Here is a 24755-nt window from a genome sequence, read left to right as displayed (position 1 = left end):
TTCTCAGGGTTTCAAAACGCGTAAAGCCGCGAGCTTTTCCCGTGGCATCAAAGGCATTTGATCATCCAGGGGAGCCCCCGACTTAAGCACGGGATAAAGTTTTTGATCGACCCGGATTTGAACGTTGCAAAATACCGGGCCCGGAGTGCTGTAAATTTTTTCCAGCTGTGCAGAGATATCGGAGCTTCTGTCGATGGTCACGACAGGCAATCCCATTGCTCGCACCACCTCCGGATAATCCGAAAGACCTAGGCCAGATGCCGGGTCCACACCGACATAGCGTCCTTCCAGCCAAGTCTCTAGTGTCTGCTTCTGAATCCCGTGCGAATGGTTGTTGAAGAGAATGATCTTGATCGGTAAAGCATGACGCACCACTGTCGCAAGCTCGCCAAGACAAAGCTGCAGACCACCGTCACCGATAATGCAGGTTATCGGCGCATATGATGCCGCCATGGCTCCACCGATGCTGGCTGGCAAGGCATAGCCCATCGGCGTGAAATTCCACGCAGACAAGACTCGCTGCCGCTCTTTGACCTGAAGATTATTGCAGGTCCACGTCAGGTTGCCGCCGGTGTCGATGAAGATGATTTCATCCTCGGCCAGGACATCCGACAATTTACGTACAAAGTGATAGGCGTCGACAAAGCCAGCACTATCTTCCGGCTCGGCAGGACTATCATCGGGTAGCTCACGTCTCCACAGTTCGATTTGTGCCAGCCAACCGGATATATCCGGTGTCGCAAAGCTGCCTGCAGCAGGAATCGCAGCGTCGAGAAAATCGGACATCGAGGCTTCAATCCGCTCTGCGATCTCGATGCCATAACCGTCGAATTTATCCATCTCACCGGCATCGATGTCCACCATCACAATCTTGGAACCAACCGCAAAATCCTTTAGCACGCCACCGGTCAAGTTCTGGGAGAGCCGCGTCCCCAGGCATATCAATAGATCGGCATTCTGAACGACATAATTACCCAACCTGGAGCCATACACACCGAAAGTCCCGATGCGGTGCTTCCAAGTTGAAGGAAGCAAATCCAGTCCGGCCCATGTCTGCACGACAGGCACTTCGATCTGATGCAGGAAACGTCGCAGCTCATCCGATCTGCGAGGTGTGCTTAGTCCGCCGCCAATGATAATTACCGGGCGCTTGGCAGCACTCAAACCGCGCAGAAGATCCGCAATCTGTCCTGGCAACGCCGGAGATGCTTTGGAATCCGAGGCATGCTGCCTCCCTATACCCTCTGGAATAACAGTAGCGCGCTGCAAATCATCGGGAATATCGATCAGAACAGGACCAGGCCGTCCATCCTGGGCAATTCGATAGGCGCTGTCCAGCGCTTGCGCAATTCCGGCAGCATCCCCGATTTGCACGGCAGATTTGGTGACGCTGGCGTAAATCGACGTTGTTTCGGTTTCTTGAAAACCCACCTGGCGTACTTTACGAGATCCTTTCAGTCGATTGGTAGCTACCTGGCCAGTCAGCATCAGGGTCGGTACCGAGTCGTAATAAGAACAGCAGACGCCGGTAAGCAAATTGGTAGCGCCTGGGCCCGAGGTCACGACGCACGCGCCAACCTTGCCGGACACCCGGTAGTAGCCATCGGCAGCCATCGCCGCCGATTGTTCATGCGCCATGAAAATCGGCTGTACGCCGGGATGTTTGGACGCGGAATCGAAGAGGTGTACCGCTGCCCCGCCTGACATGCCGAATACATGCGAGGTTCCTTTCGCATGAAGGTAGGCAATCACATAGTCGGTTAATTTCATAGTTGTCTCATCCTGCCGCCGTCAGGACAGCCGACGCAGCTTGTGGCTGTTCGGATTGCTCTTGAGTCGCTCCAGAAACGCGGGATTACGCCAATCATCATGGACCAGGGAAAAATTCCGGCCTCCCACGGCATCACGTTCAGCCGCAATACACCAGTCTATGCACTGGGCTACATCTTCGACCGTTGCGCCGAGAGCTTGGCTGCTGGTCAGATATTCTTTTGTACGTTCGAAATTGGACCCAGCAGCTGAGCCAGCGGCCAGAGTCTGGCGATGAATCTTTGTATTGACCCAGCCTGTGCCGATAATGGACACTTGCAGATACGGGCACTCGCTGTCCAGCAGCTCGGTCATCTTGATCAAGGAGAGCTTGCCGAGGCAATAGGCTGAATAGTTGTCAAAAGAGCTATTGGTGCCTCCCCCCGCGAAAAAGACAATTTTGGGGCTGCGTCCGCGTAAACCATGCACGGCATGCAGCAGACGCAGTTGCGACGTGGAGTTGATCATCACACTGCGCTCCCACGCATCGAAATCGAGAGAAAAGAAATTCCCGATCGGTGCCAGCAGACCAGGAGCGCTGATCAACACATCCCAGAAAAATTCCGCATTACGCAACCGTGACGCGAACACTTCGATCTGTTCCGCCGAAGAGATATCAAGCACGAACATCTTTGCGCCTAGTCCTTCTAGGCGAGCAATGCGATCATCCCATTGCCGATAGGTGCCGGCGACTTCAGCGCCCTGCCTCAAATAGTGCTCGACCAAATGCGCGCCTATATCACTGCCGGCGGCAACAATCAAGACTCGCATCCCGACCATCAGAAAGGCCCCGTGAACCAAGCGCCGGGCACATCGTGCGGAATGGGCTCGACCAGATGCGCATCGACATCGCCGCGCTCCAAGGCCAGCATGTCCAACACTTTGTGCGCGACATCACCGGCGCGAACATAAAAGCCCTTGGTCATGCCGAAACTCGTTGGCTCCGGCACATCCGGCATCGCAAGGCGCGCAGGCGCGAGTTTCAAGCTTCCCATACGTTCGATAGCGACCCGGGCGACTATCTCGCCTGCGATCGAACCGGTCTCGGCACCGGTATCCAACACCAATAATTTCCCGGTCTTGTCGACAGATTCAAAAATGGCTTGCCAGTCGATGGGATTGACGCAGCGCAGATCCAGGATTTCACAGGAAACGCCCCGTTCCTGCAGGTATTCCGCAGCATGCAAGGCTTCCACCGTCATATAAGACATCGACACAATGGTGATATCGCATCCGCCGCGGGCAACGCGCAACGGTCCGATCGGAATCCTCACGTCCCCTTCCGGCACATCGCCCACCATGTTATGCAGCCACCGATGCTCAATAAACAAGACAGGATTTGGATCAAAGATCGATGACAGCAACAGCCCCTTGGCATCCGCCGGTGAAGTAGGCATGACCACCTTCAGGCCCGGTATGTGTGCAAACCATGCTTGCAGATTCTGCGAGTGCGTGGGCCCCTGCCCCCAGCCACGCCCCAGTATCAACCGGATAGTGATCGGCACGGAACGCTGGCCATCGAACATATAAAACCATTTGGCCGCATTGTTAACCAATTGATCCATGGCAAGCAAAAAGAAATCGAGCCGCTGGTGACACATGACGGGACGTATCCCGTTCAACGAGGCACCGATCGCCACCCCCGTCATCGCATTTTCCGAGAGCGGCATGTCGAAGACGCGAGCACTACCGAACCTCTGCCGCAAGCCCAGCGTAGTACCAAAAATTCCCTTTGGATCGTCAGCGCCCAGGCCGTAGCAAATGACCTTGTCGTCTGCCTCGAGCGCAACATTTAGCGCCTCATTGATTGCCTTTGCGAATGTCAGCTGCCGCGATGCTGTGGAAATAGATTCAGGCATAAAGTCTGGCACGAACGTCCGTGTCGTCCGGAAAAGGGGATTCGATTGCGTAGCAAAAGGCGTCTTCTATTTCGACGCGCAAAGATTCGCCAAATGCCGCGAGCTCTTCCGGCGCAAGCAACTTGGATTGAATCAGTTTGTCATGCTGGCGTTTGATCGGCTCCTGCATGCGGTGCGCCAGGTACTCCTGCTCTGTGCGATATCCAATATCGTTATCGAAATTCGGACCGCAATGTTCACGCCAGCGATAAGTATCAAATTCGAGAAAGCGCGGGCCGCCATTCCTGCGGATATCCGCAACGGCTCGCTTCATCATGGCATACACCGCCTCCACATCATTGCCATCGCCGTGCTCAGCCTCAACACCTATGGCTTGCGCCAAACGGAAAATCTTGCGGCCTTTGGGCTGGCGCACATGCAAAGGGGAATAAACCGAATAGAGGTTATTTTCGCAAACGAACAGCACGGGAATCTCTCGTACCGCGGCGAAATTCATGGACTCGAAGAAAACTCCGGTTTCTGCCGCACCGTCGCCCAGGAAAACACAGCTGACTGCATCGCTTCCGGACAATTGAATCGACAAACCCAGGCCTACTCCAACCGGGATCGTATTGCCAACGATCGCCGTGCTGCCCATAAATCCGACCGACTCGTCGATAAGATGCATCGATCCGCCACGCCCTCCAGCGCAACCGGTCTTTTTGCCATAAATTTCGGCCAGCATGGCCCGCAGATTTCCACCTTTACCCAGGTAATGGCCGTGCGCCCGATGACCGCTCACGGCAAAATCGCTGGGCCGCAATACCAATCCGACGGCTGCGGACACAGCCTCCTGACCAGTACATAGATGGATTGGGCAGCGCATGGCCTGTTCCGAATATCTCGCGGCGATGGTTTCTTCGACATATCGAATCCGCATCATCCGAAACAGAAGCTGCTTCGCGATTTCAGGCGTCATGGAATGAACCAGAAATAGTCGCCGGTATAACCGACCTCATCAAAAAACAACTTCCATTCGTCGACGTGCATGATAGTCTGTGCCGTCAGATTCCATGCATACATACGCTTTTTCTCTTCTTCGGTGCGGTAGGCATCAACCGTAATGTATGAGTGCCCTTTGCTGACGCGTTCGATTTCACGCAGCGCCTGTCCGCAATCCTCGCGGTTCAGGTTGTGCACCGTATTGATCGAGATGACAACATCGAACGCATTATCGGGGAACTCCAGCTTGCGCGCGTCCCCGATCCGAACGTGCGGTTTCATATCGTCTATCGCATTTTCAATCGCGTAGCTGGAGATATCGATGCCCTTAACAGCGATGCCGGGTATCAACTGGGCCAAGTCATGCATCATGAACCCCTTGGCGCAGCCGACATCAAGAACAGAACTTGTTTCAGTCAGACCAAAATATTCGCGAAAGGTCGGAATAACAGGCTGCCAGAAACGCGGGAAATAGCTGAATCCGCCATAGCCATGGCGGCGATCACCGTCGAAGAATTCCTTGCCAAATTGGCGTGCTAGCGCGCGATCCACCTCAGTCTTTTCGTTCCCCCGCTCTTCGACATTGCGCTTGGCCTTGGGATAATTGACCAATAAATCGATTTCTTGCTTCAAGCTTGCCTCTATTCCGGTTTAATTGCGTATCGCCTGGAGAATATATAGGTCGTTCCCTACGCGGCAAGACTCAGGTGCTTCATCCAGCGCACGGTATAGCACTGATCCGTTTCGACGAGCGCGCCCGAAGCATGGCGATCGATGATTTCATCGATCGCGTCGCTGACGCAGTGGCGTTGGACAAAACCGGTCGCGAGCAGCTTGTCGGAATTCTGGCGATAGGAACGCGGATCGTTCGACTCCGAGATCACGAGCTCGGCCGAGACCTTTTCGCTGACGCGCCTGGCAATATCGAGAATGGAGATGTTCTCGAACCCAGCGTTGTAGCAGCCCGAAGCAATCCCGGGATTGGCGAGAAAATGGCGGTAGACATCGACCATGTCCTGGATATGGATGTTCGGACGCGTCTGAGCGCCGCCGAACACGGTGATGCGGCCGCTCTTGACGGCCTGCCAGGCGAACATATTGACGCTGACGTCCAGGCGCATGCGCGGCGAATAGCCGCAGACCGTCGCCGGACGGATGCAGTGCACCTGCATGCGGTCGGCGTAACTAAGCACGACGCGCTCGGCGACCATCTTGGTCTTGTTATAGGCCGAGATGGGCACCAGCGATAGATCCTCGGTGACTTGCGGCTCGTCCTTGACGCCATACACGCTGCCCGAACTCGCGAACAGGAATTGGCGCACCCCGGCGAGCACGGCGCGGTCGGCAAGCTGCTGCGTCGCAAGCACATTGACTTCCCACGACAGCGTCGGGTTCAATTCAACGCCCGGATCGTTCGCGATATTCGCCAGATGGATCACCGCTTCGACGCCATCCAGCGGTATCGCGTCGACCTCGCGCGTGTCCTGCTTGAGTATCGTCAGTTTCGGATGCGGCTTCAGGTGATTGCCGAACCACTGGGTGTCGACGACGGTGACCGTGTGGCCGTCCTCGAGCAGTTTGCCGGTCAGTACGGTGCCGATATAACCGCAGCCGCCTGTGACGAGAATCTTCATGGAAATGCCTTACGGTTTATGAATGTAATCAGCGGGCAGCGATTTGAGCGTGTCGAGATTTGCATCGATCCACGCGAGGGTGTCACGCAAGCCGTCTGCCAGCGCAATCCGGTCCCGCCATCCAAGCTCTGCACGCAGCTTGCCGCTGTCGAGCAGATAAGCCTGGTCCTTGCCCAGTCGCTCGCCTGCGACTTGTGCAAGATCGTCGAAACGCACGTCAACGAGCTCGCACACCATTTCAACGAGTTCGCGTATGGACACGGTATGGTTCGTCGAGATGTGATAGGCATCGCCGGCCGTGCCCGAGGCCGCAATGCGCCAAGTCGCGTCCGCGACGTCGTCGATATGGATGAACGAGCGGATCGAATGTCCGCCGCCATGCAGTTCAAGCTTGCGTCCGAGCCGCGCGAACAGCAGCGTGCGCGGAATGATCCGGTAGAGCTGCTGGCCGGGCCCATAGACATTGGCCGCACGCGTGAAAACGACAGGAAAGTGATAGGCCTTGAAGAAGCTCATCAGATGCAGGTCGCACGCTGCGCGCGACACCGCGTAAGGCGTGCTGGGCGCGAATTCGAAGCGCTCCTTGATCCAGCCGTCGGTGCTGCCGTAGACCTCGGGGGTCGTCACATGCACATAACGCCGAATGAATGCGAGCTTGCGCAACTGGTCATGCAACCTAACCTGGCCGACCACATTCGTCTGATACCAATGCTCTGGTGTTTCCCAACTTTGCGCGACCATGCCCTGAGCAGCAAAGTTGACCACATATTCGGGTTGGAATTCCTTCACCAGCGTAATCAGCTCATCCAGCTGATGGTTGATGTCAATCTGCGCGAAGCGAAAACGATCAGCGCATGAAGGCTCGGCCCGATAGGGCAGATAGACCTCGTGCGGCTCGGGCGAACGACTCACACCGAGAACCTGATGTTCGCGACGCAGCAGATATTTGACGAATTGCGCACCGGAAAAGCAGTTGCTGCCAATGACCAGAAACCGTTGATTATCGACAGCCTTTGTCATTGATCGGCCTCGCTCGACATCTTCGGCGCTATTTCATGAATCGGATTTGCGTAAAGCCATTGCATACAGAGATGGCCGATCGTCAGCTGCAGATCCTCGGCGATCTGCATGTCGTCGATCGGGAAGTGAATCGCATGTTGCGCAAGCGATCGGCATCGGCCTCCGTCAAAGGCAAGAATCGCAAACGTCTTCATGCCGATCTGGTTGCCCATCTCCAGCGCCTTGACGACATTCGCCGAATTGCCGCTGCCCGACAGCACGATCAATACATCGTCGGCTTCCGCCTTGACGCGCAATTGCTCGCTATAGATCCGGTCGTATCCGATATCGTTTGCAAGGCAGGTCAGCACCGCAGCATTGGCGCTCAGCGCCTCGACCTTCAGGCCGCCGCGGCGATTGTTGAGCCCGACGCCGTAAAGCATGTCGTTGGCCAGATGAACCGCATTGCCGGCGCTGCCGCCGTTGCCGCACAGGAAAACAGATCGCTTGGCCTGCCAGGCATCGCGCAATGCAGCGGCCAGCGCCGGCACTCGCTGCATTGCCTTCATGCCCAGAGCCTGCGTGAGCTTGCTCGTATAGTCGCGTATGAGTTGTTCCATGCATTTCATTGCGCTTGACGCGTCAATTTCCTTCGTCTTTTGCACAAATTGCGGAGGCCCGCAAGCATAAGAATTTACGGAAATTTCATGCAAATAAAGCAAGGAACACAGGAAGTTTTCGCTGGTAATTCAAGAACTCTGGCTCACGATGAGCGCATCGAACCAAGTTAAAATTTGCGCGACAAATCCGGCAAAGCTCAGACAATCATCCGGGGAGCGAGGTGCAGTGGTTCATTGCGATGGGCTGGATTTTTCCGGTGACGGCAGCATGGGATCCTCCGCCACCGAGATCGTCGGAAGCGACTGCGGGACCAAGATTATGTTCAAATCCTACATCCTTAGGGAAAGTCTGATCAAAGCGCCGACCGAGCGGATTTGTTCGGGCCGACGCAGTCGATTTTCATAATGTCGAAAGATGACTCGAAAGCGCGGCGTTATCTGGCATCTGCGCACCGGATTCAGGCCTTTCTCGAGCCATCTGGCGCCTCATGGACGCACCTGTCCCATCGCGGTCATCAAACGCCCTCGTGCCATCCACAGATTGGCCAGTGCGAACAGCGTCTTGAGTTGCGCGGTGTTCTTGGACAGCCCTCGGTAGCGCACTTTCGTGAACCCGAACTGGCGCTTGATCACCCGAAACGGGTGTTCCACCTTGGCCCGCAAGCTGGCCTTCATGTGTTCGAACTTGACCTGCGCCTGCACCAAGCCCCGTTTCATCTGCGCGATCTTGCTCGGACGCATCGCAATGAACCACTGCACCTCGCGCCCCTGATGCTCGTCTCGCTTATCCACGCCTTGGTAGCCCGCATCGCCCAACACCAGTTGCTCGTGTCCATGCAGCAGGCCTGCGACCTGCGTTACGTCCGCCACGTTGGCCGCCGTGCCCACCACCGTATGCACCAGCCCCGTGTGCAAGTCCACCCCAATATGCGCCTTCATCCCAAAGCGCCAGTCCTTGCCCTTCTTGGTCTGGTGCATCTCGGGATCTCGCGCACCCGCCTCATTCTTGGTCGAGCTGGGCGCATCGATGATCGTGGCATCGACGATCGTGCCCTGGCGCACCATCAGACCGTAGTCCTGCAGAAACAGCGTCACCCCCTCGAAGATCCCGTCAGCGATGTCGTGCTCTTCGAGCAAGTGCCGGAAATTGAGAATCGTCGTCTCATCGGGCACACGACCTGCGGGCAGCCGGGCAAACTGGCGCATCGAGTTGATGTCGTACAACACCTCTTCCATCGCCGGGTCAGACAGGTTGAACCACTGCTGCATGAAGTGAATCCGGATCATCGTCTCGATCGGATACGGCTGGCGGCCCACCTTACCCGACCGCGGATAATGCTTGGCAATCTCGCCAGCCAGGTAATCCCACGGTATCGTCCTGTCCATCTCGCTCAAGAACTTCTCGCGCCGCGTCTGCTTGCGCTTGCCCGCATACTCCGCTTCGCTAAAACTCAGTTGGCTCATCGACTCTCTCGCTGATCTGGTCCTATCTGCTTTACGGCTGACCGGGGGAATTGTTCAGAGTGTCCTTAGCAGGCTGGCGGATATCCTCGAACTGGAAAAAATCGATTTCATCAAATGTGATATCGAAGGCGGTGAAGCCACGCTGTTCGGAGATGACGCTTTCTTCAGGAAATTCCGGCCGAAAATAGTCATAGAACCGCACGCCGTTAACGGCGTCATAACTACGGATAAATGCACGGAAGCCTTGCTTCGCTATGGGTATAGGTTTGAAAGCATTCCCCAACCCGGTATTTATCTTCCTCTTGTTGCGTGCTCTCCTTGATTTCGCTGGAACGAGAACGGGCCGGGGGGCGACGAGTTCGCGCCCTCGTATAAGATACGGGAAGGTATTAAACCAACATGAGCGCTAAGCCTTCCCCCCCTCCCCTCGGCATCACGATGGGCGATGCCGCCGGCATCGGTCCCGAGATCATAGTCCGATGCTTCACGCAGGGCCTGCCCGCGCCGGCCGTTGTCTACGGCGATGCGGGCACGATGCGCCGCGCCGCCGCCCTGTTGGGCCGGAACATCGAGATCATCGAGATCGCCGGCCCCGAGCATGCGCGCTGCGCTCCCGGCACCATCGAGGTGGTGGCCTGCTCGCCCGCCCTGCCCGCCTCCCTCGCGCCGGGCAAAGTCGATGCCGATGCAGGCCGCGGCGCATACGACTATCTTTGCGCCGCGATCGACGACGCCATGGCAGGTAGCATCCGCGGCATTGTGACAGCCCCCCTGAACAAGCATTCCATGCACCTGGCCGGCATCGACCAGCCAGGGCACACTGAAATTCTGGCCGAACGCTCGGGCACAGCCGACTACGCCATGATGCTGGCCAACGACGAACTGCGCGTGTTGCTGGTGACCATCCACGTCGCGCTGTCGCAAGTGCCGCAGCTGATCACGCCCAAGGCCGAGCTGCGCGCGATACGCCTGGCCGATCGAGCCTGCCGGCAAATGGGCGTGCAGCGGCCGCGCATCGCAGTCGCCGGCCTGAACCCGCATGCCGGCGAGGACGGCAAGTTCGGCCGCGAGGACATCGACGTGATCGCGCCGGCCATCGCCCAGGCTCGGGCCGACGGCCTGGAGGCTTCCGGGCCCTGGCCGGGCGATACGATTTTCATGCGGGCGCGGCGCGGGGAGTTCGACATAGTCGTGGCGCAATATCACGATCAGGGCCTCATTCCCGTCAAATATCTAGGTGTAGACCACGGCGTCAACGTCACCGTGGGACTGCCTTTCATACGAACCAGCGTCGATCACGGCACTGCCTTCGATATCGCGTGGCAGGGAAAGGCCGACCATGCCTCGCTGATGCAAGCTTTCAATCTAGCTCTAAGAATGGTGTAGAGAAACCTATGCAACGTATTACCCGCTTTCTTCCGGACAGATTCGTCTGCCTGATCCTTCTCACCGTTCTTCTCGCCAGCGTGCTGCCGGCGCATGGGGTGGGCATCAAAATCTCCGGCGCCGCCGCGAATCTGGCCGTCGCCCTGCTTTTTTTCCTGCATGGCGCGCGCCTGTCGCGCGAGTCCATCGTCGCCGGCCTCACGCATTGGCGGCTGCATCTGACTATCTTCTCGGCCACGTTCATCATGTTTCCGATACTGGGCCTGTTGCTCAGGCCCGTGCTCGAGCCCTTGGTGACGCCGGATCTTTATGCGGGCATCCTCTTCCTGTGCTGCCTGCCATCCACGGTGCAGTCCTCGATCGCATTCACGGCGGTGGCGCGCGGCAATGTGCCCGCCGCGGTATGCAGCGCGTCGGGATCAAGCCTGCTGGGCATTCTCCTGACGCCGCTGCTGGTCGGCGTGGTGATTACGAGCGGATCGAGCGTGCACATGTCTTTCGGCGTGATCGAGACCATCATGCTGCAGCTGCTGCTGCCCTTCATTCTCGGGCAGGCCTTGCGCGGCTGGATCGGCCGCTGGGTGCACCGGCGCGGGGCCATGCTCAAGTGGGTCGATCAAGGCTCCATCCTGCTGGTGGTGTACACCGCATTTTCCGAAGCCGTAAGCCAGGGCCTTTGGCACAACACGCCCTTCGTGTCCCTGCTGGGCCTGATCGGCTGCAGCCTCATCATCCTGGTGCTGGCCTTGCTGCTTTCCAATGCTGCAGGCAAGGCCCTGGGATTCTCGCTGCCCGATCGCATCACCCTGCTTTTCTGCGGCTCGAAGAAAAGCCTGGCCACGGGCGTACCGATGGCGCAGGTGATATTCGCAGGCCAGGCGGTAGGCGCTATCGTCCTGCCGCTGATGGTCTTTCACCAGATCCAGCTCATGGTCTGCGCCGCACTGGCGAGCCGCTACGCCAAACGTCCGGAAAGCGCGCCAGAACATGTGCACCAATGATCAACTGCTTGAGTAGTAACCCGTATGCGAATCCGCGTAGAACACCCTTGTTTTACATGACACTTAATAGGTGCTTTCCGAAACCTGAATAAGGCGGAAAACATAGGGTTGTTTTTTGCCAAAGCGGTATTGATCGCGTAAATTTCCCGCGGATGCACGCCTTGCTCGGCATGCCGATTTATATCCGGAGGAGAAAGCAGGTTCGACATTGCAAATTCAAGAAAAAATTCTGGAAACCTGGATGAAAATGCCCCACTTTTCCAGAAGTTCAGACCGCGGTGCCAGGCTGAATTTTCAAATTCCTTTTTGAATCAGCAAGTTGAAAAATCACCACAACTGGCATCGATCTTGCGTAAATAAGTACGGGCCTCAAACCCCGCCATGGGTGGAGCCTTTCATTTTCGTTGCTTCCATGGCCAGAGAACCAAGCCGCGTGCGCCGACCAACGGCGCACGACATGAGCCGGTTCCGATGTCATAACGACCTATACAGGAGATAACAATGCAAGCTAAGCGCACCCGCAAGACTTTCACTGCATCGCTAAAGACCGTAGCCGCGGCCTTGGCCTGCGCTACCGCCAGCTTCGCCGCGCACGGCGCGCCGGCGACTCCCAGCGAGATCAAGATCGGAACGCTGTTCGCCAGTTCGGGCCCGTTCGCCGTGGCATCCCTGGGCCAATACGAAGGCCTCAAGTTCTGGGCTGCTCAAGTCAACAAGGACGGCGGCGCCTTCATCAAGGCCTACAACAAGAAGATTCCCGTCAAGATCGTGGCCTACGACGATCAAAGCTCGACCGCGACCGCGACCACGCTCTATAACCAGTTGATCACGCAGGACAAGGTCGACGTGCTCGTGTCCGACTTCGGCTCCGTGCTGACCTCGGTGGCCGTTCCCCTGGCGGCCGAGCACAAGATGCTGCTCATCGACCCGACCGGCTCGGGCGCGAACTTCTTCACGCAGAAGACCGACTACCTGGCCGACGTGAGCATCCCGTCTTCGACGGTGTGGCCGATACCGCTCGCCAATTTCCTGCTGCAACAGAAGATCAAGCGTGTGGCGATCGTCTATGACGCCAACGACTTCGATGCATCGCAAGCCGAAACGATGAAGGCCGAGCTCACCAAGGGCGGCGTCGCACCCGTCTTCTACAAGAGCGTGCCGACCACCGAATCGAACTACAACGTGCTGCTGCACACCGCCAAGGCATCGAATCCGCAGGCATTGCTCGAATTCGGCTACCCGCCCAACGACATCGCGTTCCTGCGCTCGCTGTCGCAAAGCGGCCTGCACTTTGACATGACTTTCACGATCTTCCCGGGCCAGCTGCTGGACCTCCTCAAGAAGAACGTCGGCGTCAAGTCGCTCGCCTACACCTATACCTACCCGACCCCGCCGCTGGTCAAGTACGACAAGGTCACCTACGGCATGAACACCGCCGACTTCGTCAGCGCGTTCAACACCTCGGAAAAGAAGCAACCCAACTTCCTGGACGCCTCGGGCTACAACACGGGTATCGTGGTGCAGAAAATGCTTGAAGATTCGCCCAATTTCACGCAGAAAGATTTCCATCAGGCCCTGATGGACATGTCCGACAAAACGACGACGCTGCTGGGCCTGTTCAAGATCAACGAGAATGGCGCCCAACTCGGCCAGCCGTTCCCGGTCGCCCAACTGGTGCCCAACGCCAAGGGCGACGACCTGAGCGTGAACGTCGTTTATCCGGAAGACCACGCCACGGCCAAGCCGGTTTTCCCGGCGCCCAAGCAGTAATCCTGCGCGTCTTTTTACCTGGACACGGCCGGCGCGCATGACGCACCGGCCGCATCATCCTCGCTTGCGTAAGGACGAACGTGGAACTTCTCGCTTATGCCGTCGTCGGCGGCATTCTTTACGGCATTTTCTTCACGCTGGTCGGACTGGGTCTGAACCTGCTTTTCGGCGTGATGCGCATCATCAACCTGGCGCACGGACAGTTCATCGTGCTGGGCGGCTATCTCGCGTGGATCATCACAACCCGGCTGGGCTTTAACCCGCTATGGTCGATCCCGGTTTCGGTACTGTGCGCCATTGTCATCGGCTGGCCTCTATACCGGGCTGTCGTACCGCGGCTGCAGCGCAGCGATGACCCTGAGATGCTGTCGTTCATTCTCTTTTTTGGCATCGGCCAGATGCTTACGGCAGTAACGATGCTGCTCTTCGGCGCGGATCAGCGGTCCCTGCCTGAAGATGCGCTGGGCAGCGGCAGCCTTGGGGTTCTAGGTCAGCAATTCCCCGATAGCTGGTGGTGGGCTGCAGGTGTTAGCCTGGCCGCGCTCGCGTTGCTATGGCTGTATTTCTCGCGCACACGCCTGGGCTACGCGACGCGCGCCGTGATGGCCGAGCGCGACGAAGCTGTCGCCACCGGTATCGATGTGCGTCGTGTGTCGACGATCGCCTTCGTCGCAGGTCTTGCCCTTGCGGGCATCGCTGGAGTGTTCGTGCCCTATCTGCTCGGCTCGGTATCGCCCGATCTGGGCGATGGCCTGACCACCACAGCGTTCGCCATCGTAATCATCGGCTCGCTCGGCAATCCGCTGGGCACCATCGTGGGCGGACTGGTGTTCGGCCTGGGAACGATGCTGATGCAAACCTATTATTCGTCGTGGTCGAACGTGGTGCCCTATGCGCTGCTCTTGATCATCGTGCTCATTCGTCCTTCGGGTCTGCTCGGAAAGGCGGTGCGTCTTGCCTAATTCAAACTCCATTCGAACCGGATCGGCCGCGCCGAACCGGCTGCGCACGAGCACTATCCTGCTCGTGGTACTTGCCGCGATATTTATCGTCGCCCCGCATCTGTACAGCAATCAATCCCTGATTTTCACGATCATGACTTTCATCGTGCTCGCGCAGGGACTCAATCTGCTGTATGGGTTTACAGGCTACTTGCCTTTCGGCTATGTGGGATTTTTCGGCAGTGGCGCCTACGCGACCTCGCTACTGGTGCTGCACACGCATCTGCCGGTGCTCGCCTGCGTTGCGGGAGGCGGGCTCGCAGCCGCGCTGATAGGAGTCATACTCGGACCGCTGCTGCGGCTGTCGGGCGCGTACTTCTCGATCGCCAACCTTGCGGCCTCGCAGATCCTCTATTTCACCTTCTCCAATCCGGATCTGGCCAACATTACGGGCGGCCCCTATGGATTGAAGATCGAGCAGGTCTACAACCCGAACGCGAGCTATTACTGCATGCTCGTCGTGTTGCTGATCGCATGCGGGCTGGCCGCGTACTTTCGCTCGTCCGGCTTCGGCATGGCGCTACGCGCCATCAAGCAAGACCCGGTAAGCGCGGCGATGGCGGGCCTGAACGTGGTGCGCCACCGCCTGGTCGCGTGGCTGGTATCGGCCCTGATCGCGGGCCTGGCGGGCGGCGTCTACGCATGGGGCATATCGGTGTTCTACCCGGACGCGGTATTCACTCTGGATTTCTCGGTGTTCGCCATCGTGTTCGCGCTCTTTGGCGGCGTCGGTACCGTAATCGGTCCCATCGTCGGCGCCTCGCTGCTTTACATTCTCTACTCGGCAATCGGCATCTCCACGCCGCAATACTTTCAGCTCATCTACGGCGGCCTCATCGTGCTGCTTGTGCTGTTTCTGCCGGGCGGCCTTCTGTCTCTGCTGCAACGCCGGGGGATCAATGTCTTCTGAATTGCTACGTCTGGCCGGAGTCAATAAGCACTTCGGCGCGCAGATCGTTCTGAACAATGTCAACTTCGCGGTCTCGCCCGGCGAAATCGTCGGACTCGTCGGTCCGAACGGCTCGGGCAAGACGACCACCATCAACGTGATCTCGGGCTTGCTGCAGGCAGACGATGGCGAGGTCGAATTCATGGGCCAGAAGATCAATCGCCTGCCCATGTTCCAGCGCTCGCACCTGGGCATCAACCGCACTTTCCAGGTACCCAAGGTGTTTCGCGACATGACCGTGCGCGAAAACATCGAAGTGGCGGCACGCGCCACGCGCCTGCCTTTGGCGCAGATTGATCCCATCCTGCATGACATCGGTCTGCTGGAGCTGGCCTCGCGCAATGCGGGTTCGCTGACCGTGAACCAGCAGAAGCTGCTCGACCTGGGCCGTGCTCTGGCGACCAAGCCCAAGCTGCTGCTCGTCGACGAAATTGGCGCGGGTTTGAGTCCGGCCGAGTTGCATGTGATCGCCGATCTGCTGCAAAAGCTCTCGGCAAGCGGCATCGCCATGATCGTGGTCGAGCACCTGCTCGATTTTCTGAACCGCATTACCGAGCGCGTGATCGTGCTGGGAGCGGGGCGCATGCTGTTCGAAGGGCCGCTCTCGGCCGCGTCTCGCGACCCCGAAGTGATCGCGGCATTTATTGGAGCGGCATGATGTCGGCATCCCTGAAAATCGAAGGTGTCCAGGCCGGCTACGGCGCGATGCAAGTGCTCTGGGGCGTCGACATGCAGGTCGACGCGGGTCAGACGGTACTGCTGCTGGGTGCCAACAGCGCAGGCAAGACCACGCTGCTACGTACGCTGATCGGACTCTTGCCGTGCCGGGGCGGCAGCATCCTGCTCGACGGCGAGCGCATCGACACGCTGCGGCCAGACCAGCGCATCAAGCGCGGAATCGCGTTCATGTCCGAGCTCGGCGTGTTTCCCACGCTGTCGATCGACGAGAACATCGCGCTCGGCGGCTATTTCATGACCGAGGCCAAGATACGTCAGCGCAAGGAGGTGCTGTTCGAACTTTTCCCCGCGCTTGCATCCAAGCGGAGAGCCGCTGCGGCCAGCCTTTCGGGCGGGCAACGCAAGATGCTCGGTATCGCGAAAGTGCTGATTTCCGAACCGCGGCTGCTGCTGATGGACGAACCCTCGTCGGGGCTTGCGCCGGTCTTTGTGAAAAGCGTGATCGATGCGCTGCGCGCGGCCATCGGCGATGGCACTTCGCTTTTGATCGCGGAGCAAAACATCGCCTTCCTGGACTTGGCCGACCGCGGCTATCTGCTCGATCACGGCAAGGTGCGAATATCTGGCACCCGCGCCGAACTTGAAGCCAGTGACGCGGTGCGCGAGACCTACTTCGGACTTTGATCCCGGCGCCCGATGGGCAAAACCCCAGGGGCGATTCCTCGGCCCCTGGGAGGATTCCGAGTCGGAATACGGCACCGCCTCGCCGTAAATTACGCCCAAAAAAGCCCGCGACCGATACCGATCTCGCAAGGATAAGCGCGGCGCAACAATGGACAGAAAACCGACGCATGCTTGCCCGCAGGCCGAACATGATAGCTCGGCGCTGCTCGATGCCGGCGTCAGTGCCCTGCCGGTGGGTCTTTCTGTACAGGACTGCGAAAGCCGCCTGCTTTGGCTCAATGAACAGGCGGCCCTCTGGCCATCGGCGAAGATATGCCACGCCTGCGCGAGTCAGGTGTGCGCATGTCCATCGACGATTTCGGGACGGGCTTTTCCTCGCTGTCGTCGCTTGCGGACATCACGGCCGACGAAATCAAGGTCGATCGCACATTCATCTCATCGATTCACGAACGACCTCGCAGCCAGGGCATTCTCAAGGCCATTGAGCCGCTGTGTCAGGCGCTCAGGATCGAAGTGGTAGCGGAAGGCGTTGAGACCGGGGAGGAACTTGCCTATCTTCGGGAACACACATCGATTCAGTGTGTTCAAGGCTAGCACTTCGGAAAACCGAAATGCATTGGATCACTGCTTGAGGCTCAGCCTGCCGACGCTTGTGTCCGATCAGCCGAGTGTGCCGCTTCCGAGGCCGGCGACGCGTCGCGCGCGGACTATTCCGAGCTGTAATTGCCCGTAATGATGGGCCCGGCTTCAAAAATCGATTCAACGGACTGCGGTCTGCCGAAGTAGTAGCCCTGCACGAACTGGATCGACGTGAATCTTTCCAGATAGGCCAACTCCTCGGCTGTCTCCACTCCCTCCACCACCACTTCAATCCTGAGCGCCTGGCACAGCGACTCAATGGCCTTGAGTATGCATTGATTGCGCGGCTGCTCATGGATCGAGGAGATGAATGTGCGATCGACCTTGATTTCATCGGCGGTGATGTCCGCGAGTTTCGACAGTGAAGAGAAACCCGTGCCGAAATCGTCGATGGATACGCGCACACCCATCTCGCGCAGATGCGGCAAGACGCGATTTTGAAAAATCTGGGCCGCGACAAGCGCGTCTTCCGTCAGTTCCAGAATGACCGAAGCGGCGATACCCTGGGCTTGCAAATAGTCCATCAACGAGGTCATGAACAGTATGTCGCTGGCCTGGCGGGCCGCGATATTAATGCTGATCGATATATTTTCACCGAAACGGCTTTGCAGGCGCGGCAGAAAATCCGCAACGTCCTCAAGAACAAAATGAGTAATGGCGTCTATGAGCCCGATTTCGGTCGCCAGCGCGATGAAATCATCTGGCCCCAGCACCTCCCGGTCGGCTTCTATCCAACGCACCAGCGCTTCGAAGCCGACGATTTTTCCCGTTCTGATCGCAACCTTGGGCTGCAGGTAGGTGCGAAAGTGCCTGCCGCGGACCGCGTTGCGCAGACGCTGCTCCATGTCCAAGCGCACGATCGCATCGCTCATTACGGAATCGAAACCACATGTCGATCCTTTGCGATGGGATTTAGCGTAGTACATCGCCGTGTCGGCGCAGCGCTGCAATGTGTCGTAGGACTGACCATGCAGGGGGAATATGCTGGTGCCGATCGTCGCCGAAGCCAGAACCTGGCGACCTTCGATGAAGAACGGCTCTTTCATTGCGCCCACGATGCGATCCATCAGCAGCGGCAGCGATTGCGGATCTTCAAGCGGATTGATAAGCAGCAGAAACTCGTCGCCGCTGATTCTGGCAAGCGTATCGCAGGCACGCATCTGGCCGGCAATGCGCCCGGCCACTGCGCACAACAACTCGTCGCCGATGGCATGACCGTAGTAGTCGTTGATGTTCTTGAAGTTGTCCAGATCGATGAACGCCAGCGCGAACATGCCCTCGCCGGCGCGCTCAATCAACGCGGCATCGACACGCTTCTGGATCAAGGTGCGGTTCGGCAGCCCGGTAAGCTGGTCGTAAAAAGCCAGGAGCTCGAGTTCCTGTTCGAAGCGCTTGCGCTCGGTGATGTCGATGCTCGTGCAGACCAGAAGTTTTTGTCCACCCACCTGGACAGGCCAGTCGGTCACGAGCAGAGTGCGCGGCTTTCCGTCGATGATGACGGCACGCTCATGCAGGCGCTCCGGGTGGCCGGCCAGTCGCCGCAGAAAGCGCTCGCGCCGCCGCGCAATCCGCTCGGGGCCGGCCTGACGCACGCCAAACGGCATGTTGCCGCGCAGGCGCGCGATGTCTTCGCCAATGGCAAGAGCCGCCTGTTCATTGAGCACGAGCAGGCGGCCCTGCGCGTCCTGGACCGAAAACCCCATCGGCATGGCGTTCACGATGGCATTGATCAGCGCCGAACTGCCATGCTCCGCTTTCCAGTTCATCAGATCATCGTTATCCAGGAAAGAGATGCACATAGCCTGCCTCATTGCCGCTGTCATCGGGAATTGAAGGATGCACACCTTCTTTGCCGATCACGTCTGTGTTGCGCTCGATCGCAGCAGACTAATGGCTAATGAAGCCACGCGCCATCAAGTAATTCTCATCATGATCGTTTAGCTTTATTTAACGAATTCACACTGGTTTCCAATCCCGACAACTGCAATACTTGGCGGTTGCCAAAAACCAGAAAATATCTCGAACACAGGGGTTTACCTGCTTTTTGGCACAGAAGCGCGCATTGGAGCGGACCTGTACTCGAGGTTGGGGCATTCGATGGCGAAGACGCCAGATCATGTGAACGATGCGACCCAGGCGCATTGTCTTGTACGTGGCAAAGAAGAGAGTCTGCGCAAGGCGTCGCAATCCCTGCCGATTGCTCAAATGGACAGATCCACGCAACAAAACGCGGCGCTCGTGGAAAAAACTCTGCCTTCACCGCCACCGCATGAACACTCGCTTTCTCGAAACCTTCGTCACGCTGGCTCGACTCGAGAGCTTTCGAGCAACAGCCCAACTTCTGCATGCGACTCCGGCCACTATCTCGTTGAGAATCCGCTCACTCGAGGACGAACTCAAGTGCACGCTGATTGACCGTTCCGCATCGCAGTTCCGGCTGACCCAATCGGGAAGCGCCTTACTGGGGCTGGCCAAGCGCGTGGTCGATACAGCGCGCGCCTTACGTGAAGCAGCAGGCCAGGGCGTGGCAATCGGCGGAAAACTGCGGCTGGGCGTGATCGAGACCGTCGTGCACAGCTGGCTCGCCCAATACGTCGCATATTTGAACGAAAACTATCCCAAGCTCGAAATCGACATGACGGTCGAATCCAGCGCCATGCTGCAAAAGCGGCTACTCAACAGCGAACTCGATATTGCAATTCGCGCGGAAGGCACGGACAGCCCCCGGATCGTATCGAATGCGATCGCCAGCTATCCGGTCCGCTGGATTGCCAAGCGCGGCTTGATATCGCGGCGCGGACCGGGACTCGCGCAGCGTGTCCTGCAATACCCGATCCTCACCTTCGCACGAAGCACCGCGCCCCAGGTGGCGCTCGAGAGTATCGTCGGATCGCTCGCGAAAGAATGCGCGATGTCGGCCGAGCAGATCAATGTCACCTGCTTGCCGTCGGTGACCTTGATCATGCAGTTGGCACGCAATGGCTACGGCGTCGCAGCCATCCCCAGCCTGTTTGTCGCGGATGCGCTACGCGACGGCAGCCTGATCGAGCTGCCGCTCAAGCCGTTTCCTCCTCCCATCATCGTGTCTGTCTGCAAGCCGGTGCATACGACTCCGATGATCGACGAAGCGGCCAATGCCGCGCGCGTCGTCTGCTCCGTCTATTGCCGATCGTTCATGAACGAGTTTATCGAGGCATTCGACGATACCCGCGAGGAACAGCACAACCGGATTGTGAATCTGCCGGACATTGCCTGAGGCCGGACAGACACCTGTCCCGCCTCAGCGCGCCAAAGTGCGCCGCGCGCGTACAGCATGAGCCAGCGCATCGAGCACCGGTTCGGTCTGTGCCCAGGCAAGGCACGCGTCGGTGATCGACACCCCGTACCTGAGCGGTACACCGGGCGTCTGGTCCTGGCGGCCCTCTTCAAGGTGGCTCTCGATCATCACGCCCATGATGCGCTCCTGGCCGCTGGCAATCTGGCGCGCCAGTTCGGCCGCGACTTCGACCTGGCGTTGATGCGATTTGTTCGAGTTGGCGTGCGAGCAATCGACCATCACCTGCTCGGGGAGCCCGAGCTTGCGCAGTACCTCGCACGTCGATTCGATCGAAGCCGCATCGTAGTTTGGCCCATTTTTCCCCCCGCGCAGGATCACGTGCGCGGCCTCGTTGCCGCGCGTCTCGAAGATCGCGGCCATGCCCATCTTGGTCATACCCATGAAAGCGTGGCTCGCGCGCGCGGCGACGATCGCGTCCGCCGCCACCTGCACGCCGCCGTCAGTCCCATTCTTGAAGCCGATCGGGCACGACAGGCCTGAAGCAAGCTGGCGATGGCTCTGGCTCTCGGTGGTGCGCGCGCCAATTGCTCCCCAGGAGATCAGGTCCGCGATGAACTGCGGGCTCAACAGATCGAGAAATTCGGTGCCGACGGGCAGGCCGAGCTCGCCGATTTCCAGCAGCAGCGTGCGTGCACGGCGTAAGCCTTCGTTGATGCGAAAACTGCCATCCAGCCTGGGGTCATTGATATAGCCCTTCCAGCCCACCGTGGTACGCGGTTTTTCAAAATACACGCGCATCACGATCAGCAGGTCTTGGGAGAGTGTGTCGGTCGCCGTTTTAAGGCGTTTGGCGTACTCCATAGCCTGGTCGTGATCGTGGATCGAGCACGGTCCGACGACCACGACGAGCCGGTCGTCCTGCCCGCGCAGCACCTGGGCAATAGCCGTGCGGCTGGTCTCGACCAGTGACTGGATGCCTGGCGTGACCGGCAGCTCGTCCAGCAGCAGCGCAGGGGAAATCAACGGGCGCACCGCGCCTATGCGCGTATCGTCGATGCGGGTGGTGTCCTGCGTGGAGTCGGCGGCGCCGACCTCCTGGTCGCGGGCGGGATAGTCGATGCGGTTCAAGGTATTCTCCGGCTCCAAGCCTGGCGGGAAAGCCCAACATTATTGCATTGCCGGACTGATGCCCGGCGGCCACGGCAAGCCGGCCCTAAGGCGACCAGACCGAGATCGATACCGGATCGATGTCCAGGCTTACGGCGACGCCGTCGGACGCGGATTCGTCCGCTCGCGTATCGAGCACGATGCCGCCGATCCGTATCTGCATGCGGCGCTCGCCGCGCCGCAATTGCAGACTCTCGATACGACCGGCATAGGCGCCCTGCCCGGCCGCCCGCACACCGTCAGGCGCCACGCGCCACATCACACGCGAGCCCGCCGCGAAGCCGCACGGATCAGGACGCAAGACCAGACCAGCCCCGGTATCGATGCCACCGTTCCCGAGCACCACGCCCTCCCCGATGTTCGGTAGCCCCAGGAGTTCCGCGACACGCACGCTTGCCGGGTGCCTGAACAACTCGTGCACCGGGCCGGCCTGCAACACGCGGCCGTGCTCCAGCACGAGAATCTCGTCGGCAAGCAGCGCTGCTTCATCGGGATCGTGCGTGACGACGATCGTGACCACGTCAATGTCCCGCTGCAACGAGCGCAGCGATGACTGCAGCAGGCGGCGACGCGGCGTATCGAGCGCGCAGAATGGTTCGTCAAACAGCAGCAGCCGGCTTCTCTGCGTCAACGCGCGCGCCAGCGCGACGCGCTGGCGCTGACCGAACGACAGTTGCGCCGGCAGATAGCGAGTCAGCCCGGCCAGGCCGAGGTGATCGAGCCAATAGCGCGCCCCGGCCGCGTCGGCCGCAACCGGGAAAGCCAACTGCTGCGCGACCGTCATATGTGGGAATAGACCATAGTCCTGCGGCATGTAGCCGATACGCCGGCCCTCCGGCGCCAGCGCGCCCAGATCGACATCGCCCAGCATCACGTGGCTGCGCGAACTCTCTCGGCCGCCCGCCTCCAGGCCCGCGATCAGCCGCAGCGTCATCGATTTTCCGGACCCAGAAGGACCGACAATCGCCAGACGCCGGGCGTGCGGTGCCCAGCGCACGGCGAGCTGAAAGGCCCCGATGCTGTGCTCCAGATCAAAGGCCAGGCGCACGCGCTCCTGGCCATGGGTCTGAATAGCCGGCGCGCTATCTGTCTGTGCGCCGGCGTCCTCGTCTCTTGCAGGGGACTCGGCCCGGCCCCGGCGACGGTAGATCGACAGGGCCGCGCACAGGATCGCGATCGCAAGCGTGGGCAGCAGCAGCGGCATCATCGCAGGCAGACCCTGGCTGCCGAACATCACATAGGTATAGACGGGCAGCGAGTAGGGGTGATAGGCGACCATTACCGTCGCGCCGAACTCGCCGAACGCGCGCAGCCACGCGAGCGCAAGCCCAGCGCGTATGGCCGGCCAAGCGATCGGCAGCATGACCCGCAAGAAGCGGCTGCCGCCACGATGGCCGAGCGTGGCCGCGACATCTTCATAGACGCGATCGACGGCCGCGAAGGCCGAACGTGCGGCGACGATCAGGAACGGCGCGGAGACAAAGCTTTCGGCCAGCACGATACCGGCGAACGAATCGGTCAGTGTGCCGCCGAACAAACTACCTATAGCGCTGTACGGGCCAATCAGGAACAGCAGCAGCACACCACTGGTGAGCGGCGGCAGCGCAAGCGGCAATTGCACGACAAAACCCAGGACCGCCATGCGGCGCGAGTTCGAACGGGCCAGGAAATAACCCAACGGGACGCCACCCAGGAGCACGAGCAGGGTTGACACGCTCGCGCTGGCCGCCGACACGCCGACCGCGGACCAGGTCTGACGCCAGTCGACGTTCGCCCAATCGGCCTGGCCGATCTGGGGAATGCTTGCAAGGAACGGCGCGCACAGATAGAGCGCGAGCAGCGCAGCCAGCCACGCGAGCGGCCGGGCCGCGCTAGGCCGGGCCGCCGGCGACCTCATTGGGCAGGCGCCTGCACCACCGCCCGCACCGAAATCGGCATCGTCAGCAGATTACCGGCCACAACGGGCTTGACGCCGTCCACGCCATGCGCCTTGAGCAGCGCCGCGCCTTGCCTGCTCAGGAGAAAGTCGACGAACCTGGCCGCGCCGTCGGCATTGGGCGCATCGGCAAGAATGGTCAGGGTGTAGTCCGCCTGGGCATGCAACGCGGCCTCGGGCGCCACTGCGGGAATCTTCAGTTCCGACGTTTCGGTCGAGTAGAAAAAGCCCGCGTCGAGCTGGCCGGACTGCAGCCGGCCGACGAGCGTTTCCTCAGGCAGCACCTGCGCGGGATTCTCGGGCGCGCCCAGGATTTTTTGCACCAGGTCGGGTTCATGGTAAAGCTCGGCGGCCCTGGTCACCATCTGCACGGTGAACGCCCCCTTGGGATCGAGCTTGGGGTCGGTGCGTCCGATGCGTATGCCCGGCTCCTGCAGCACCTTATCCCAGCGCTTGGTCTTGAAATCCTTGGCGAACTTGCTGCGCGGGTTGTAGCCGATCAGCAGCGGCGACTTGGCGAAGCGCACATACCAGGTTACGTGGCTGCCATTTGCATCGCCCATCAGCGCGTCATTGACCTTGGGACTCGCACTGATGAACACGTCGCCGCGGCGCAGCTTGCCCTTGATCTCGTTGGCGATCTTGTTCGACCCCGCGGCGTAGCCCTGGAAGTCCAGGCCGGTGGCCTTCTTGAACGCGGGACCGACGCTATGCTCCATCAGATTGACGAGCGAACCGGCATATAAGACGCTCACGGTGCCGTTACCAGCGGCAAAAACCGGCGCGCTGGCAACCATGCCCAGGGTGAATCCAACGCTAAGCAGCAATTTGCAAGTCATGGGATGTGTCTTTGTTTCGTTATAAACAGGCGTATATTACGCTGGCCGCACAGAAAATTCGC

General features: G+C 59.3%; 23 protein-coding genes. 10 read left to right on the top strand and 13 right to left on the bottom strand.

The window, feature by feature from the left end:
• Window positions 1–3: 3 nt before the first annotated feature.
• The 9 genes from H143_RS0114790 to H143_RS0114750 all read right to left on the bottom strand — a co-directional run bounded on the left by H143_RS0114790 (window position 4) and on the right by H143_RS0114750 (window position 9366).
• Window positions 4–1770: a thiamine pyrophosphate-binding protein gene (locus H143_RS0114790; RefSeq protein WP_019939035.1), complete on the bottom strand. Its 1767-nt coding sequence runs from the start codon at window positions 1768–1770 to the stop codon at window positions 4–6.
• A 21-nt stretch (window positions 1771–1791) separates the two neighbouring features.
• The gene (locus tag H143_RS0114785; protein ID WP_019939034.1) at window positions 1792–2571 is read right to left on the bottom strand and encodes an SDR family oxidoreductase; all 780 of its coding nucleotides are present in this window, start codon (window positions 2569–2571) and stop codon (window positions 1792–1794) included.
• Between the two features lie 17 nt (window positions 2572–2588).
• Window positions 2589–3668 carry an alpha-ketoacid dehydrogenase subunit beta gene (locus H143_RS0114780; protein WP_019939033.1) on the bottom strand — a complete coding sequence of 360 codons (1080 nt, stop codon included), beginning with the start codon at window positions 3666–3668 and terminating at the stop codon, window positions 2589–2591.
• Window positions 3661–4626 carry a thiamine pyrophosphate-dependent dehydrogenase E1 component subunit alpha gene (locus H143_RS0114775; RefSeq protein ID WP_026350087.1) on the bottom strand — a complete coding sequence of 322 codons (966 nt, stop codon included), beginning with the start codon at window positions 4624–4626 and terminating at the stop codon, window positions 3661–3663. Before H143_RS0114775 ends, H143_RS0114780 begins: the two co-directional genes overlap by 8 nt.
• Window positions 4623–5282 (bottom strand): class I SAM-dependent methyltransferase, encoded by a 660-nt coding sequence (locus H143_RS0114770; RefSeq protein ID WP_019939031.1) that lies wholly within the window; start codon window positions 5280–5282, stop codon window positions 4623–4625. The genes H143_RS0114775 and H143_RS0114770 overlap by 4 nt, the downstream gene beginning before the upstream one ends.
• A 56-nt stretch (window positions 5283–5338) precedes the next feature.
• Complete coding sequence (locus tag H143_RS0114765; RefSeq protein WP_019939030.1) at window positions 5339–6283, bottom strand: NAD(P)-dependent oxidoreductase; 945 nt, start codon at window positions 6281–6283, stop codon at window positions 5339–5341.
• Window positions 6284–6292: 9 nt separating this feature from the next.
• Window positions 6293–7303 (bottom strand): GDP-mannose 4,6-dehydratase, encoded by a 1011-nt coding sequence (locus H143_RS0114760; protein WP_019939029.1) that lies wholly within the window; start codon window positions 7301–7303, stop codon window positions 6293–6295.
• Entirely contained in the window at window positions 7300–7902 is a 603-nt protein-coding gene (locus H143_RS0114755) for an SIS domain-containing protein (RefSeq protein WP_051094500.1), read from the bottom strand. The genes H143_RS0114760 and H143_RS0114755 overlap by 4 nt, the downstream gene beginning before the upstream one ends.
• 486 nt (window positions 7903–8388) lie before the next feature.
• Window positions 8389–9366: an IS5 family transposase gene (locus tag H143_RS0114750; protein WP_019939027.1), complete on the bottom strand. Its 978-nt coding sequence runs from the start codon at window positions 9364–9366 to the stop codon at window positions 8389–8391.
• Here H143_RS0114750 and H143_RS23285 point away from each other — a divergent pair.
• The 9 genes from H143_RS23285 to H143_RS0114705 all read left to right on the top strand — a co-directional run bounded on the left by H143_RS23285 (window position 9320) and on the right by H143_RS0114705 (window position 17429).
• Window positions 9320–9688: an FkbM family methyltransferase gene (locus H143_RS23285; protein ID WP_369751151.1), complete on the top strand. Its 369-nt coding sequence runs from the start codon at window positions 9320–9322 to the stop codon at window positions 9686–9688. The two genes, H143_RS0114750 and H143_RS23285, sit on opposite strands and share 47 nt — an antisense overlap.
• Before the next feature lie 77 nt (window positions 9689–9765).
• Window positions 9766–10752, top strand: coding sequence for a 4-hydroxythreonine-4-phosphate dehydrogenase PdxA (pdxA, locus tag H143_RS0114740; protein WP_033365524.1), 987 nt, complete (start codon window positions 9766–9768; stop codon window positions 10750–10752).
• An 8-nt stretch (window positions 10753–10760) separates the two neighbouring features.
• Complete coding sequence (locus H143_RS0114735) at window positions 10761–11753, top strand: bile acid:sodium symporter family protein (RefSeq protein WP_019939024.1); 993 nt, start codon at window positions 10761–10763, stop codon at window positions 11751–11753.
• Between the two features lie 501 nt (window positions 11754–12254).
• A complete protein-coding gene (locus H143_RS0114730) occupies window positions 12255–13523 on the top strand; it encodes an amino acid ABC transporter substrate-binding protein (protein ID WP_019939023.1) in 1269 nt (422 codons plus the stop codon).
• Window positions 13524–13603: 80 nt separating this feature from the next.
• Entirely contained in the window at window positions 13604–14485 is an 882-nt protein-coding gene (locus H143_RS0114725; RefSeq protein WP_019939022.1) for a branched-chain amino acid ABC transporter permease, read from the top strand.
• Window positions 14478–15434: a branched-chain amino acid ABC transporter permease gene (locus H143_RS0114720; protein ID WP_196801313.1), complete on the top strand. Its 957-nt coding sequence runs from the start codon at window positions 14478–14480 to the stop codon at window positions 15432–15434. Before H143_RS0114725 ends, H143_RS0114720 begins: the two co-directional genes overlap by 8 nt.
• Window positions 15424–16131, top strand: coding sequence for an ABC transporter ATP-binding protein (locus H143_RS0114715; protein WP_019939020.1), 708 nt, complete (start codon window positions 15424–15426; stop codon window positions 16129–16131). The genes H143_RS0114720 and H143_RS0114715 overlap by 11 nt, the downstream gene beginning before the upstream one ends.
• On the top strand, window positions 16131–16835 hold the full coding sequence (locus H143_RS0114710; protein ID WP_019939019.1) for an ABC transporter ATP-binding protein: 705 nt from the start codon (window positions 16131–16133) through the stop codon (window positions 16833–16835). The genes H143_RS0114715 and H143_RS0114710 overlap by 1 nt, the downstream gene beginning before the upstream one ends.
• Window positions 16836–17147: 312 nt before the next feature.
• Window positions 17148–17429, top strand: coding sequence for an EAL domain-containing protein (locus H143_RS0114705; protein WP_019939018.1), 282 nt, complete (start codon window positions 17148–17150; stop codon window positions 17427–17429).
• A gap of 113 nt (window positions 17430–17542) precedes the next feature.
• Here H143_RS0114705 and H143_RS20815 read toward each other — a convergent pair whose 3' ends face one another.
• On the bottom strand, window positions 17543–19240 hold the full coding sequence (locus H143_RS20815) for a bifunctional diguanylate cyclase/phosphodiesterase (protein WP_231378511.1): 1698 nt from the start codon (window positions 19238–19240) through the stop codon (window positions 17543–17545).
• A gap of 503 nt (window positions 19241–19743) precedes the next feature.
• Between H143_RS20815 and H143_RS0114695 the strand changes: the two genes are divergently transcribed.
• A complete protein-coding gene (locus tag H143_RS0114695; protein WP_019939016.1) occupies window positions 19744–20730 on the top strand; it encodes a LysR family transcriptional regulator in 987 nt (328 codons plus the stop codon).
• Between the two features lie 24 nt (window positions 20731–20754).
• Here the strand turns inward: H143_RS0114695 and H143_RS0114690 are convergent, their stop codons facing one another.
• From H143_RS0114690 to H143_RS0114680, 3 genes are all read right to left on the bottom strand, one after another.
• Window positions 20755–21879, bottom strand: coding sequence for a 3-deoxy-7-phosphoheptulonate synthase (locus H143_RS0114690; protein WP_019939015.1), 1125 nt, complete (start codon window positions 21877–21879; stop codon window positions 20755–20757).
• An 85-nt stretch (window positions 21880–21964) separates the two neighbouring features.
• Window positions 21965–23815, bottom strand: coding sequence for an ATP-binding cassette domain-containing protein (locus H143_RS0114685; protein ID WP_019939014.1), 1851 nt, complete (start codon window positions 23813–23815; stop codon window positions 21965–21967).
• A complete protein-coding gene (locus tag H143_RS0114680) occupies window positions 23812–24693 on the bottom strand; it encodes an extracellular solute-binding protein (RefSeq protein ID WP_026350085.1) in 882 nt (293 codons plus the stop codon). Before H143_RS0114680 ends, H143_RS0114685 begins: the two co-directional genes overlap by 4 nt.
• Window positions 24694–24755 lie beyond the last annotated feature (62 nt).

The organism is Bordetella sp. FB-8, from assembly GCF_000382185.1.
In the GTDB taxonomy this organism is placed as follows: Bacteria; Pseudomonadota; Gammaproteobacteria; order Burkholderiales; family Burkholderiaceae_B; genus Bordetella.
This window is presented reverse-complemented; position numbering and strand designations above follow the sequence as displayed.